We start from the raw sequence: 12,744 nt of genomic DNA on the forward strand, positions 1-12,744 counted from the left end.
GCGAATTTGTAAATGGAGGTGTTTTTGAATGACGTTAACCAATCAATTTCGAGCTGATTATTTAGAAAAGCAGATCAAACGTTATGGGGCAACCAAGTTAAGTGACCGGGAACTATTTGGACTTTTACTTTCGCAGTTTTGTGCGCCGCGAAAGGTTTCGCAACTGACGGATCAATTTTTTACAGAAAATTTTGATTTGACCCACATTAGTTACCTGACCGCAACCGATTGGGAAAGATACTTTAATAATCAAACAAAAGCGATAAGGATGCAGGTGGTCTGCGAGTTTGTAAAGCGATGTCGGCAGCGACCCCCGCTTGTTTTAGGCCAAGTCGGTTCCAGTCAAATGATTGGGAACCATTTAATTGAAAAATTAAAATTTAACCGGCAAGAGGTCCTTTACGGCGTGCTGTTGGATACGAAAAATCAGATCATTCATGAGAAAGAAATTTTTAAGGGAACGCTTGATAGTGCCACGGTTCATCCCCGCGAAATTTTTCAGTTAGCAATTCAGTTTACGGCGGCGCGAATCATTATTGCGCATAACCATCCCAGTGGAAAACCGGAGCCATCAAAAAACGACCAGTTGCTAACTGATCGTTTGGTAAAGTGTGGTGAGCTTTTAGGAATTGAATTGCTCGACCACATTATTATTGGTAAAAATAATTACTTCAGTTTTCGGGAAGCTCAATTAATTTAAAAGATTCCCTTCGCCAAGTTATATGTCCCCGCGAGCAACATTACGATATAGGCAATTTTGCGAACGGTTTTCATTGAAATCCGTTGTAAAATTTTCGTTCCAACGAAAGTTCCAACTAAGCAACCAATGATTCCGAAAAAGGCGAGGATGCCGATTTTTGAAGATAAGTGAATGCAGAGGATGTCTTCGGTCACCATCGCAATCGAAGTTAAAAAGAAAAATGTTTGGATCGTTGCTTGATATGTAACCGGATCATCAATGACTGAATCATAGTAAGCAACCATTGGCGGACCTCCAACCGCAAACATCCCACCAGTAAATCCGCTGATTGCACCAACTCCCAGTTCAGCCCAAACGTTTTTCTTTAATTTCACTTTCGGGGCAATTAAAATTAGATAAATCGCAAGGATCCAGAGAAAGATTCCTAAAAGAATTGCCATTGTCTTTGATGAAAAACCGACCATCAGGTGGATTCCGAGGTATGACGTGAAAAAGGAAATAATGGCAGGCGCAATGATCAACTGCCACTGAATCTTTTTAAAATATTTAATAATAATTGAGATTTGTAAAAACATACAGGTGATAATTGAAATAAAAGTTGCATACCGGTAGGCAACGATCATTGAAACGATCGGTACGAAAAGCGACCCAAATCCGAAGCCACCAGTCGTTTGAATGATTGCCGCACAAAATCCGATAAGCGTGATGAAGATAATGCTGGTCATTTGTTTTCTCCTTCAAAATAATACTTTTATTGTATCATTAACCATTTCTTGTTTATCAAAATTTGATATGATAGAATTTTGTTGCGTAAAGAAAGAAGGTCAATCATGTTAACGGGAACAGTTCATCAGTTTAATAAACAAAAGGGATACGGTTTTATTACCCCAGATGATCGAGGAAAAGACTTATTTGTTCATTTTTCAGCAATCATTACTCCGGGGTTCAAGACGCTTGATGAAGGACAGCGGGTTCGGTTTGTTGAAATTGAAGGCAAACGGGGAATGCAAGCTGTCGAAGTTGAACCGTTGAACGGGGAACTGAACGATTGATTTTAGTGCTATTTAATTGATTTTAACTGTGGTATAATTTTACTAAATATTAAATTAAGCGGACGAAGGGATGAGAAAGAGTGTTCGGATTTGGTGCAAGAAATATCGGAATTGACCTTGGGACGGCGAACACAATTGTTTTTTCAGAAGGAAAAGGCATTGTATTACGGGAACCATCAGTGGTTGCGAAGAACACAAAGACAGACGAGATCGTTTCAGTTGGCTCAGAAGCGCGGGCAATGATTGGGAGAACCCCCGCAAGTATTGTTGCGATTCGCCCAATGAAAGATGGCGTAATTGCCGACTATGATACAACGGTTTCGATGATGAAATACTACATTGATAAATCACTTGAACCTCATTCAAGACGGCCTGATGTAATGGTTTGTGTACCGAGTGGAGTAACGGAAGTTGAAAAACGGGCCGTGATCGATGCGACGAAGGTCGCAGGGGCAAAGGATGCATATGTAATTGAAGAGCCATTTGCAGCTGCAATCGGTGCCGGGCTTCCTGTAATGGATCCAACCGGAAGTATGGTTGTTGATATCGGTGGTGGAACAACGGACGTTGCAACGATTTCATTAGGTGGGATCGTATCAAGCCGCTCGATTCGCATGGCTGGGGACAAGCTTGATGAGGCAATCACAGCATATGTGCGGCAACATTATAATTTGTTGATCGGTGAACGAACAGCCGAACAATTGAAGATCGACGTTGCTTCAGCTTCAGTTGAGGCTGCTAAAGAATTAGATAGTCAAAGTGTTCGGGGCCGTGACTTAATTAGCGGATTGCCGCAAACAGTTGAAATTAAGCCTGAAGATGTTGCGAAGGCAATTCAAGAAGTTGTTCAAGCAATTATTACAGCAATCAAGGAAACATTGGAAGAAACTTCTCCTGAAATTGCTGCCGATGTTATTGATCACGGAATTGTGTTAACTGGTGGCGGAGCACAACTAAGACATTTACCAGAAGTTATTTCAGAAGCAACGAAGGTTCCAGTATTTGTTGCCTCAGAACCACTCGATTGTGTTGCCATTGGTACAGGTGAATCATTAAAGAATATTGATGTAATGAAGAAATAACATGGCAATTAAAAATCGTATCATCGCGGGTTAAAATGATACGGTTTTTATTTTGAGGAGGATTTTAAATGCAAAAACCATTTTTCAATAAGAAACTTGTTATTACAATGGTATCGTTAATTATCGCGTTCTTATTGATTGCATTTTCAATTTTTGTTCGGAATGATCGTTCGACCCCTTCCTTCATTCAAAATATTGGGAATAGTGCTGCTGGAGTCGTTGATAAAGTTGTAAATGCTCCAGTTGAGGGAATTTCACGGATGACGGGTTCCGTTTCAAATTTGACGGATACATACCAAGAAAATGCGCAGTTGAAAAAGAAGTTGGATTCAATGAATGCCCTTCAAGTTGAAAATGAGACTTTAAAGCAAGAAAATAAGCAATTAAAGCAACAGTTATCATTGAATAAAAGCTTGACATCATATACCGATATTTCGGCCTATGTTATTTCGCGCTCACCTTCGACCTGGCAAAACCAAATCGTGATCAGCAAAGGATCAAACGCAGGAATTACCAAGGGCTCAGCCGTTGTTTCTGATAAAGGGTTGATTGGTCGCGTTATGGAAGTTAATAAGAATAACAGTAAAGTTGAACTGGTAACGACCCAGGATGATGCGGCTGACCGATTTGCAGTTCAATTGATTGATAATAATGGGCAGACTGTAAACGGCTTGATCACGGGTTATGATACGGATACAAACTTATTGGTCATGGGGCAAATTACTTCAAAGGAAAATGTAAAGAAGGGAACCCAAGTCATTACCTCTGGTTTAGGCGGAACGACGCCTAAAGGATTATTTGTCGGGACGGTCGAAAAGGTCGTTAACCAACAAGCAGGACTTCCAACCAAGATTTACATTAAGCCGGCAGCTGACATGACGAACTTAAACGTTGTAACGGTTGCGAAACGGCAAGATTAGAGGTGTACTATGCGAATTCCTAAAATGAGATACATCTTTCCACTCGGATTGATTCTTGCAATTTTTTTGGATGGAACGTTGACGCACGTTTGGTCAGGGTGGATGATCACCCCAACGACGTTTGTTGAATGCCGGATGGTGTTCCTATGGATCTTTATGGCGGTTTGCTTTGGTGAAGTGGATCACATCATTCCGTGGGCGATTTTTGCAGGATTGATGTATGACATGTTTTATACCGGCATAATTGGAGTTTTCTTAGTTCTTTTTCCGTTAATGATTTATATTACACGGTGGATCATGCAATACTTTGAACCTTCATTTATTGTATTGCTGTTAATTTATTTAATTGATATTACCGTTTTAACGGCCCTTTCATATGGGATGAATTTGATCGTTGGGCAGACGTCAGTGTCGATTGTTGATTTTATCGGAAGAACTTTAGGACCGACTTTGGCTTTTAACTTAGCATTGTACGTGGTTTTATATTACCCACTTAAAAAACTTTTTCTCAAATATTCATAGTAATTAAAAGAGGTGAGCGACTTGGCAAACGAAGCAATTTCACTTAAAGGACATAAAGATGGATATGAAATCGTCCTTCGAAGCGCCGCAAAGTTCAGTGATGTTGAACACGAACTCAAACAATTGTTAGACCAGCTTTATAAGGATAATTCAAAGTTTGATGCTGATCAGGTTGATTTTAAGATTCAAACGGGTAACCGGTTGTTGTCAGCGGATGAAAAGAAGAAAATTGAAGATATTTTTGCAAACTATCCGCTATTTTCAATTCACCGCATTAAATCTGATGTTATCTTGAAAGATGATGCAGCGGCAATTATTGAAAAGAACATGATCCATGCGAATGCGGATATTATCCGGAATGGGCAGGTTAAAACGATTGACGGGGATGTCCTCTTTATGGGGATGATCCATGAAGGCGGGATCCTTCGGGCAACCGGAAATGTTTATCTTTTAGGAAAGACTGAGGGAATCGTTTCAGCTGGTTTCCCAGATAATAACTCGGCGGTCATTGTTGGGGATGTTACCCATGCCCAACAGGTTCGAATTGCCGATTTAGTCACGATTTTTGACGATGAAGTCCAACCGGATGAATCAAAGCCAGTCGTTTTTGTAAATGATTTACATAAGCTTGCATATTTGAGAATGGATGAATTGAAGAAATTAAGGCCTAAAATTTATGCCAAGTTTGGAGGATTTTAATTATGGGAAAATCAATTGTAATTACTTCAGGAAAAGGCGGGGTAGGAAAGACAACCACCTCTGCTAACCTGGGAACAGCTTTGGCATTAATGGATAAAAAAGTTTGTTTGATCGACCTTGATATTGGATTGCGGAACCTTGACGTTGTTCTGGGACTCGACAACCGGATCATCTATGACATTGTTGATGTTGCTCAGGGACGCGCCAAATTGCACCAAGCATTGATTAAAGATAAGCGGTTTGATGACAAGCTTTTCCTTCTTCCAGCTGCTCAAAACACGGATAAAAGTGCACTGGAGCCTGAAGAAGTGAAGAAAATCGTTGAAGAATTACGCCCCGACTTTGACTATATTTTGCTTGATTGTCCAGCAGGAATTGAACAAGGATTTATGAATGCCGTTGCGGGTGCTGATCAAGCAATTGTCGTTTCAACTCCGGAAATTTCATCTGTTCGTGACGCAGACCGGGTTGTCGGTTTATTGGAACAGAAGGACTTAAAGGAAGCCCCAATGTTGATTATTAACCGGATTAAAAAACACATGGTGAACGATGGCGATATGATGGATGTTGATGAAATCACCCGGCATTTGTCAATTAAGTTGTTAGGAATTGTCTTTGACGACGAAGACGTAATCAGTTCATCAAATAAAGGCGAACCAGTCGTTCTAAATGAAAAGAGTGCTGCGGGACAGGGGTACCGCAACATTGCACGGCGACTTGAAGGTGAAACGGTGCCGTTAATGTCCCTTAAGGAACAGAAGAAAAAAGGATTCTTTGAGAAAGTTACAGAATGGTTTAAGAGAAAATAAATTTGATTTAAAGGGCATTTGGAGTGGATCAAATCTAAATGTCCTTTTTCGTTTTAATTTTTGAGAAAGAGAGAATGAGAAGTGAAAATGGCAGAAAAGAGAAAGCAAAGCCGTCGATGGCTGAAAATTTTGATTGGAATTTTAATTGCGGTAATTATAATTTACATTGGAATTTGTTTTTATTTTATTAACTACGGGTTTGGAAGAAAGACGAAAACGCCGGATCAACCGACCCGCGAAGCCATTGAGTGGCTTGATAAGACGCCGCAACAAACCTGGCATGAAACGGCGGTTGGTAACAAGGATATTCAGTTAGTTGCGCGGTATGTTCCGGCAGCTGAAAAAACAAACAAAACAATTGTGGTTGCCCATGGTTGGCATGAAAATTCACAATTGATGGCCCGGTATATTAAAATGTTCCATCAATTAGGATATAATGTTTTAGCTCCTGATGATCGCGGAAGTGGTCGCAGTGGCGGCAAGTATCTTTCATTTGGTTGGCTTGATCGGTTAGATTATGTCAAATGGATTCATCAAATTATTGACCGGGAAGGCTCAAACGTTGAAATTGGTCTTTTTGGCGTAAGTATGGGCGGTGCAACCGTGATGAATGTCAGTGGTCAGAAACTTCCACCGCAAGTCAAATGTGTGGTGGAAGACTGCGGCTTTAGCAGTATTCACCAAGAATTTTATGATGTGATTACGCATGATTTTCATATTCCGGCGGGACCGATCTTAGCCGGGGGAGCATATCTGGCCCAACCGATGATTGGGTTTAACTTTAATGATGCGAATACGTTAAAGCAGCTGGCAAAAGATAAGCTTCCAATTTTATTTATCCATGGTGATAAGGATGATTTTGTTCGGACTTATATGGTTTATCAAAACTACCGGGCAACGAAAGCTCCAAAAGAAATTTGGATCACCAAGGATACCGGGCACGCTCATTCGTTAAAGAATCATTACCAAGCATATAAGATGAAAGTTGGAGCATTTTTTGCACAATATTTAAAGTAGTTTGGAAGCAGAATGTGATAAAATAAAACCTATTAAATTGAAATTAACGAATGCCACTTCATTTTATTTTTGATTAAATTTATGGCAAAATTAAAGTCAAGAAGTTAGTGGACTTGAGTGAAGGTGAGAACATGGCGATTAATTTGGAAGATGCGCAAATTTTACTGAAAGAACACCATTTACTGAAAGAGCAATTTGCAGGTCAAAAAAGTAATTTTGAACATGTCACGTATGATTCGCGGCAGGTTGAGCAGGACACCCTGTTCTTTTGTAAGGGAAACTTTAAAAAAGAATATCTTGAAGATGCAATTGATCACGGGGCATCCGGCTATGTTGCTGAAGAAAAGTACGTTGATGACGGTCAAACTTCATTCTTGATCGTAACGGATGTTCAAAAGGCAATGGCGCTTTTAGGGGCCGCGTTCTATGACTACCCGCAAAATGATTTATTTGTAATTGGAATTACGGGAACAAAGGGAAAAACGACCAGTTCTTATTTTGCAAAGGGAATTCTAGATCAAACAACTGCCCAAAAAACGGCCTTGTTTTCAACCGTGAACCGGGTTGTGGGACAGCAACCAGAAGATACATTCAAATCAAATTTGACGACTCCGGAATCGCTTGATTTGTTTCACGATATGCGGCGGGCCGTTGATAATGGAATGACGCATTTAGTGATGGAAGTTTCATCCCAGGCGTATAAGAAAAACCGGGTTTATGGGCTTCATTATAATGTCGGAATTTTTCTCAATATTTCGCCAGACCATGTTGGTGAAAATGAACATCCGACATTTGCAGACTATCTGTTTTGTAAGGAACAGATCCTGGCCAACTCCGATTATTGTATCTTAAATGTTGATACAGAACATTTTAAAGATATCTATTATGCGGCTAAATCAGATGTTGAATCAGACCGGTTATTGACATTTACGCATACTGATAGTCAGGTTTTACCAGATGGAAATCCAATCGATATCCAAATTGAAAATCTTCAAGAAACGTTGCTTGATAGTCAGTTTAGATTGCATGCTTTAACGACCAAGGCCAATAATCTTCAACTTGAAGGGACTTACTCGATTACAATTCCGGGAGATTATAATGAAGGCAATGCAACGGCTGCCATTATTGCGTCCGTTCTCGGCAATGCAACGCAAGCGGATGCGGTTCAAGGATTAAAGCACGTTAAGGTTGCTGGTCGAATGGAAATGGTTCAAACTAAGAACCACGGATTAGTTTATATTGACTATGCACATAACTATGCAAGTCTCCATGCCTTGCTCGAATTCCTGAAAGCTCAGCGCAAGGTTGAACGACTGATCGTGGTTGTGGGTTCAACCGGGAATAAGGGCGTTTCACGGCGCGAAGGTTTTGGAAAAGCAATCAGTCAAGGGGCAGACGTTGCAATTTTAACAAGCGATGACCCGGGATACGAAGATCCGATGAAGATTGCTCAAGAAATTGATCGTTATATTGATCATCAACGAGTTCAAGTTTTCTTTGAAATGAATCGGGAAACGGCAATTAAAAAGGCAATTGAAATGGGAAGACCGAATGACGTGGTTGTTCTGGCTGGCAAGGGAGAAGATAAGTATCAAAAGATCAATGGAGTTGATACTCCATATCCAAATGATTTAAATGTTGCAAAAAATGTTGTGAAGGGATTAGAAGATGAACAGTAATTTACCAGATTTTACACCAGTTTTATTAGGAAGCGACTTTAACGTATATGGAATGGCACGCTCATTTTATGAATTAACGGGCAAGCCAGTCAAAGCATTTGCAGAACAGCAATTAGCTCCGACCCGTTTTACCAAGATCGTTGACTTAGAGTTAATTGACGGCTTTGCTGACGATCCCCAATGGATCAATTCAATGCTTAAAATCAAGGAACGGTACCGTGACCACCAAGAACCAGTAATTTTAATTGGCTGCGGGGATGGTTATGCCGAATTGATTTCAAAACATAAAGCCGAATTAAGCGACGTTTTTGTGTGTCCGTACATTGATTTTGACTTGTTGAAACGGTTGAATAAAAAAGAATCATTTTATGAAATCTGTGATCAATATAACTTGCCATATCCGAAGACCAAAGTCATTACAAAGGAAATGTGGGCTAGTGATGAGCCAATTGAACAACCATTTGATTATCCGGTGGCTTTAAAGCCATCAAACAGTGTTGAATGGGTCGACATTCATTTTGATGGGCGGAAGAAGGCTTATCGGGTAAAATCACGGCCTGAATTAGATGAAATTTTACAAAAGGCCTATACGAATGGATATGAATCAGATTTCATTTTACAAGACTTTATCCCAGGTGACGATAGTAATATGCGGGTATTGAACGCCTATGTTGATCAAAATCACCATGTTAAAATGATGTGTTTAGGCCACCCACTATTGGAAGATCCGTCACCATCTGCAATTGGAAATTACGTTGCAATTTTGCCTGAATATAATAAAGACATTTATCAACGTTTCCAAAAGTTCTTGGAAGATATCAAGTTTACCGGCTACGCAAACTTTGATATGAAGTATGACTCACGCGACAACACGTATAAATTGTTTGAAATCAATTTACGTCAGGGACGGAGCAGTTTCTTTGTTACGCTTAATGGTTATAATCTTGCTCAATGGGTTGTTCGCGATTACGTAACCAAGGATCTCGCAGACGCTGAAACAGTATATGGGAACAAGGATGCTAATAAACATCAACTTTGGCTTGGGGTTCCCGTTAAGGTCTTTAAAAAATATGCGCGTCAAAACGGTGATAAGGAACGGGCGCTTGATTTGATCGACCATAAACGTTATGGCATGACATACCGTTATGATAAGGACATGAATATTAAACGATGGGCACTCTTAAAGTGGATGGAACACATTTACACTAAGAATTTCAACCGTTACTTCAAAGAAAACAAAGGATGATTAGAATGAAGAAGTTCTTTACGATTATTGGTGGAATGGGCACGATGGCAACGGAAAGCTTTATTCATCAGTTAAATAAGCGAATCCCGGCAAGTTGCGATCAAGATTATCTCAATTATATTTTACTGAATCACGCAACGATTCCGGATCGGACAGCTTATCTTTTGGATAATTCGAAACCAAGTCCATACCCTGATTTAGCTGAAGACATTCGGCAACAGGCAAAATTGAATCCAGAATTTTTTGCAATCCCATGTAATACGGCTCACTATTTCTATGATGACTTGCAAAAGTTAACGAAAATTCCGATCCTTCATATGCCGCGAGAAGCAGTTAAGGAAATTGGAAATAGGTATCCGAAAGCCAAACGGGTTGGATTGTTAGCAACTCATGGAACGATTGCAGATCATGTTTATGAGAATGAAATTAAAAAAGCTGGGTATGAATTTGTTGGTCCAACGGATGCAATCCAGGCCAAAACCGATGAATTGATTTATACGGATATTAAGGAACATGATTTTGTTGATCGGCAGTTATTCCACGGATTGGTTAAAACAATGATCAATGAGCGGAAGTGTGACGTAGTAATTTTAGGATGTACTGAATTGTCGCTTGCGCAGGAACGGGAACCGGTTGATGGAATGCCGATCGTTGATGGTCAAATCGTTTTGGTTGAACGGACGCTTGAAAAGGCAATGAAGCTGCAAAAAGGAAAGTAATAAAAAAACGGTTTTCAATTGAAAACCGTTTTTTTATTACTTTTAAAAGTTGAAAAGACTGCCAAATGCTCCAAAAATAACCGCACCGATCGTAAAAATCAACATTAACCATACAACGACCATGGTTATTTTTTGGAAAGTTGATTTTTTCTTTTTCTTTTTTGCCACAATAAATCATCCTTTGATATCAATTACACAAGTTACTATACCGTTGATAATTCGGAGTGTCAAACCATGGTTAAATCTAAAATTGAAAATTATAATCAGAGTTTATATAATTGAATGCAGAGTTCTTTTTAAATGAGGTTATGAAATGATTAAAGAATGGTACGTTCAATTATTGATTTTGATTTTGGTGTGGTTAATCCTCACCCTTTTAAAAAAAAGATTTTTCAGAAAACAATTAAAAAATTTCAAACGGCTTGATGTGATGAGTTTGTTCTTATTAATTGCGATTCATTTTCTTTCGCAAGACGTGATGGGACTGTCGATCATTCCGTTTTTGATCTGTGGATTATCGGCTTATGGATTAATCATGACGATTTTGTATGCATTAATGGAAGGCCAAATCCTATATAAGAAGTTTTTAATTAAGTTTTGGCGGGTCGCTGATATTTTATTTCTGGGAACATACTGTGTGTTATTGATTTTTAAAATAGTATCGTTTTTCAATTAAAGAATAAAAAGGCTGGGATAACATCCCGGCCTTTTTGATTGATTTAAAAATTAGATTTGCCGCTAAAAATATTAGTTTTACAATGTTTCGGTGTCAAAAAACATTGTAATAAAAACTTAATTTTTATTAGGTGGTTTTTGTTCAATACTAAGTGGTTGAAAGTGGGGGAATGTGGTAAGATGTTAAATGAAGGTAATTAGAAGGTGGTGAGGACACGTGTTCATGGGCGAATTTCAGCATTCAATCGATTCAAAAGGACGGTTGATTATCCCTGCAAAATTTCGTGATCAGCTTGGTTCGAAATTTGTAATCACCCGTGGATTAGATGGATGTCTTTTCGGATATCCAATGGACGAATGGCGTGTTCTTGAAGAAAAACTGAAAAAATTGCCTCTTAATAAACGTGATGCACGTTCATTTGTGCGTTTCTTTTATTCAGCTGCAACTGAAAGTGAATTAGATAAGCAAGGACGAATCAATGTTCCGAAAACTTTACGTTCGCATGCTGGATTAGAAAAGAAATGTGTGATCGTTGGTGTATCAAATCGCTTTGAAATTTGGTCAGAAGAACGGTGGAACTCATTTACAGATGAAGCCGAAGAAAACTTTGATGAGATTGCGGAAAATATGATTGATTTTGAATTTTAGGAGAGATTATGGCTGAATTTAAACATGTGACGGTTTTGCTGAATGAAGCAGTTGAAAATTTAAAAGTCAAGCCAGATGGGATTTATGTTGACTGTACTTTAGGCGGCGGCGGACATACCCGGAAGATTTTATCTCAACTAAATGAAAACGGACGATTATTTTCCTTTGATCAGGATCAAACGGCGATTGAGTATAATCAAAAAGCCCTTGACAATCAGCTTCAAAGTGGGAAACTTACATTAGTTAAGGATAATTTTCGGAATATTAAGAAACGTCTTAATGAATTGGGCGTTTCTAAAATTGATGGGGCAGTTTATGATCTTGGAGTTTCATCACCGCAATTTGATGTTGCTCAACGCGGGTTTAGTTATAAACTCGAAGCACCGTTGGATATGCGAATGGATCAAAGCCAGTCGTTAACTGCGAAACAGATCGTTAACGAATGGTCATTTAACGATCTTGTTCGAATTTTCTCCCGTTATGGTGAAGAAAAATTTGCAAAGTCAATTGCTCGCAAGATTGAAAAACAGCGGCAGCTTCAACCGATTCAAACAACAACGGAATTGGTTGAAGTGATCAAGGCTGGAATTCCGGCCAGGGCACGCCGTACAGGAGGGCATCCTGCTAAAAGAGTTTTTCAAGCTTTACGAATTGCGGTCAATGATGAACTTGGAGCCCTTGAAACTTCATTGGAACAAGTCCTTGAAATGTTAAATATCGATGGTCGAGTAAGTGTAATTACCTTCCAATCACTTGAGGATCGTCTTGTGAAGAGCATGTTTAAAGAAAAGACCAGTTTGCCGGATTTACCACAAGGATTACCAGTTATTCCTCAAGGAATGGAAGTTGATTATCGATTGGTTAATCGCAAACCGATTTTACCAACTAAAAGCGAAATTGAAACAAATCACCGCGCACATTCTGCCAAGTTGCGCGTTATTGAACGAATAAAATAAGAGAATACGGGGTTGTGAA

At 39.3% G+C, this 12,744-nt stretch carries 16 protein-coding genes; 14 read left to right on the top strand and 2 right to left on the bottom strand.

Translation table 11 applies throughout. The features are described 5' to 3' along the window. The first annotated feature begins 28 nt into the window (after positions 1-28). A complete protein-coding gene (radC, locus tag FC33_RS06015) occupies positions 29-700 on the top strand; it encodes a RadC family protein (protein ID WP_057827704.1) in 672 nt (223 codons plus the stop codon). On the opposite strand, the gene FC33_RS06020 is transcribed toward radC, so the two are convergent. Next, positions 697-1,425, bottom strand: a complete 729-nt coding sequence (locus FC33_RS06020) for a sulfite exporter TauE/SafE family protein (protein ID WP_057827705.1) — start codon at positions 1,423-1,425, stop codon at positions 697-699. The two genes, radC and FC33_RS06020, sit on opposite strands and share 4 nt — an antisense overlap. Positions 1,426-1,530: 105 nt before the next feature. Between FC33_RS06020 and FC33_RS06025 the strand changes: the two genes are divergently transcribed. The 10 genes from FC33_RS06025 to FC33_RS06070 all read left to right on the top strand — a co-directional run bounded on the left by FC33_RS06025 (position 1,531) and on the right by FC33_RS06070 (position 10,445). Further along, positions 1,531-1,752, top strand: a complete 222-nt coding sequence (locus FC33_RS06025) for a cold-shock protein (protein WP_057827706.1) — start codon at positions 1,531-1,533, stop codon at positions 1,750-1,752. A gap of 80 nt (positions 1,753-1,832) precedes the next feature. Then, the gene (locus FC33_RS06030; protein WP_057827707.1) at positions 1,833-2,834 is read left to right on the top strand and encodes a rod shape-determining protein; all 1,002 of its coding nucleotides are present in this window, start codon (positions 1,833-1,835) and stop codon (positions 2,832-2,834) included. A 68-nt stretch (positions 2,835-2,902) separates the two neighbouring features. Continuing rightward, positions 2,903-3,754 carry a rod shape-determining protein MreC gene (mreC, locus tag FC33_RS06035; protein WP_057827708.1) on the top strand — a complete coding sequence of 284 codons (852 nt, stop codon included), beginning with the start codon at positions 2,903-2,905 and terminating at the stop codon, positions 3,752-3,754. 24 nt (positions 3,755-3,778) lie between these two features. Further along, complete coding sequence (gene mreD / locus FC33_RS06040; protein ID WP_235803901.1) at positions 3,779-4,276, top strand: rod shape-determining protein MreD; 498 nt, start codon at positions 3,779-3,781, stop codon at positions 4,274-4,276. 21 nt (positions 4,277-4,297) lie between these two features. Beyond that, entirely contained in the window at positions 4,298-4,975 is a 678-nt protein-coding gene (locus FC33_RS06045; protein WP_057827710.1) for a septum site-determining protein MinC, read from the top strand. Between the two features lie 2 nt (positions 4,976-4,977). Next, positions 4,978-5,784, top strand: a complete 807-nt coding sequence (gene minD, locus FC33_RS06050) for a septum site-determining protein MinD (RefSeq protein WP_057827711.1) — start codon at positions 4,978-4,980, stop codon at positions 5,782-5,784. A gap of 87 nt (positions 5,785-5,871) precedes the next feature. Next, complete coding sequence (locus FC33_RS06055) at positions 5,872-6,801, top strand: alpha/beta hydrolase (RefSeq protein WP_057827712.1); 930 nt, start codon at positions 5,872-5,874, stop codon at positions 6,799-6,801. Between the two features lie 131 nt (positions 6,802-6,932). Next, positions 6,933-8,480 carry a UDP-N-acetylmuramoyl-L-alanyl-D-glutamate--2,6-diaminopimelate ligase gene (locus tag FC33_RS06060; protein ID WP_057827713.1) on the top strand — a complete coding sequence of 516 codons (1,548 nt, stop codon included), beginning with the start codon at positions 6,933-6,935 and terminating at the stop codon, positions 8,478-8,480. After that, positions 8,470-9,726 (top strand): carboxylate--amine ligase, encoded by a 1,257-nt coding sequence (locus FC33_RS06065; protein WP_057827714.1) that lies wholly within the window; start codon positions 8,470-8,472, stop codon positions 9,724-9,726. Before FC33_RS06060 ends, FC33_RS06065 begins: the two co-directional genes overlap by 11 nt. Positions 9,727-9,731: 5 nt before the next feature. Further along, a complete protein-coding gene (locus tag FC33_RS06070; protein WP_057827715.1) occupies positions 9,732-10,445 on the top strand; it encodes an aspartate/glutamate racemase family protein in 714 nt (237 codons plus the stop codon). 42 nt (positions 10,446-10,487) lie between these two features. Here FC33_RS06070 and FC33_RS08310 read toward each other — a convergent pair whose 3' ends face one another. Beyond that, entirely contained in the window at positions 10,488-10,616 is a 129-nt protein-coding gene (locus FC33_RS08310; RefSeq protein ID WP_098040421.1) for a DUF4044 domain-containing protein, read from the bottom strand. Between the two features lie 142 nt (positions 10,617-10,758). On the opposite strand from FC33_RS08310, the gene FC33_RS06075 reads away from it, so the two are divergent. The 3 genes from FC33_RS06075 to rsmH all read left to right on the top strand — a co-directional run bounded on the left by FC33_RS06075 (position 10,759) and on the right by rsmH (position 12,725). Further along, positions 10,759-11,121, top strand: coding sequence for a DUF3397 family protein (locus FC33_RS06075; protein WP_057827716.1), 363 nt, complete (start codon positions 10,759-10,761; stop codon positions 11,119-11,121). 216 nt (positions 11,122-11,337) lie between these two features. Next, a complete protein-coding gene (gene mraZ, locus FC33_RS06080; protein ID WP_057827717.1) occupies positions 11,338-11,769 on the top strand; it encodes a division/cell wall cluster transcriptional repressor MraZ in 432 nt (143 codons plus the stop codon). Between the two features lie 8 nt (positions 11,770-11,777). Continuing rightward, entirely contained in the window at positions 11,778-12,725 is a 948-nt protein-coding gene (gene rsmH / locus FC33_RS06085) for a 16S rRNA (cytosine(1402)-N(4))-methyltransferase RsmH (RefSeq protein ID WP_057827718.1), read from the top strand. Positions 12,726-12,744 lie beyond the last annotated feature (19 nt).

The organism is Ligilactobacillus aviarius subsp. aviarius DSM 20655, assembly GCF_001436315.1.
Classification (GTDB): Bacteria; Bacillota; Bacilli; order Lactobacillales; family Lactobacillaceae; genus Ligilactobacillus; species Ligilactobacillus aviarius.

Coding starts and splice junctions, on each gene's coding strand:
- radC (WP_057827704.1), top strand. CDS start 29: ATGACGTTAACCAATCAATTTCGAGCTGATTATTTAGAAAAGCAGATC.
- FC33_RS06020 (WP_057827705.1), bottom strand. CDS start 1,425: ATGACCAGCATTATCTTCATCACGCTTATCGGATTTTGTGCGGCAATC.
- FC33_RS06025 (WP_057827706.1), top strand. CDS start 1,531: ATGTTAACGGGAACAGTTCATCAGTTTAATAAACAAAAGGGATACGGT.
- mreC (WP_057827708.1), top strand. CDS start 2,903: ATGCAAAAACCATTTTTCAATAAGAAACTTGTTATTACAATGGTATCG.
- mreD (WP_235803901.1), top strand. CDS start 3,779: ATGAGATACATCTTTCCACTCGGATTGATTCTTGCAATTTTTTTGGAT.
- minD (WP_057827711.1), top strand. CDS start 4,978: ATGGGAAAATCAATTGTAATTACTTCAGGAAAAGGCGGGGTAGGAAAG.
- FC33_RS06055 (WP_057827712.1), top strand. CDS start 5,872: ATGGCAGAAAAGAGAAAGCAAAGCCGTCGATGGCTGAAAATTTTGATT.
- FC33_RS06060 (WP_057827713.1), top strand. CDS start 6,933: ATGGCGATTAATTTGGAAGATGCGCAAATTTTACTGAAAGAACACCAT.
- FC33_RS06065 (WP_057827714.1), top strand. CDS start 8,470: ATGAACAGTAATTTACCAGATTTTACACCAGTTTTATTAGGAAGCGAC.
- FC33_RS06070 (WP_057827715.1), top strand. CDS start 9,732: ATGAAGAAGTTCTTTACGATTATTGGTGGAATGGGCACGATGGCAACG.
- FC33_RS06075 (WP_057827716.1), top strand. CDS start 10,759: ATGATTAAAGAATGGTACGTTCAATTATTGATTTTGATTTTGGTGTGG.
- rsmH (WP_057827718.1), top strand. CDS start 11,778: ATGGCTGAATTTAAACATGTGACGGTTTTGCTGAATGAAGCAGTTGAA.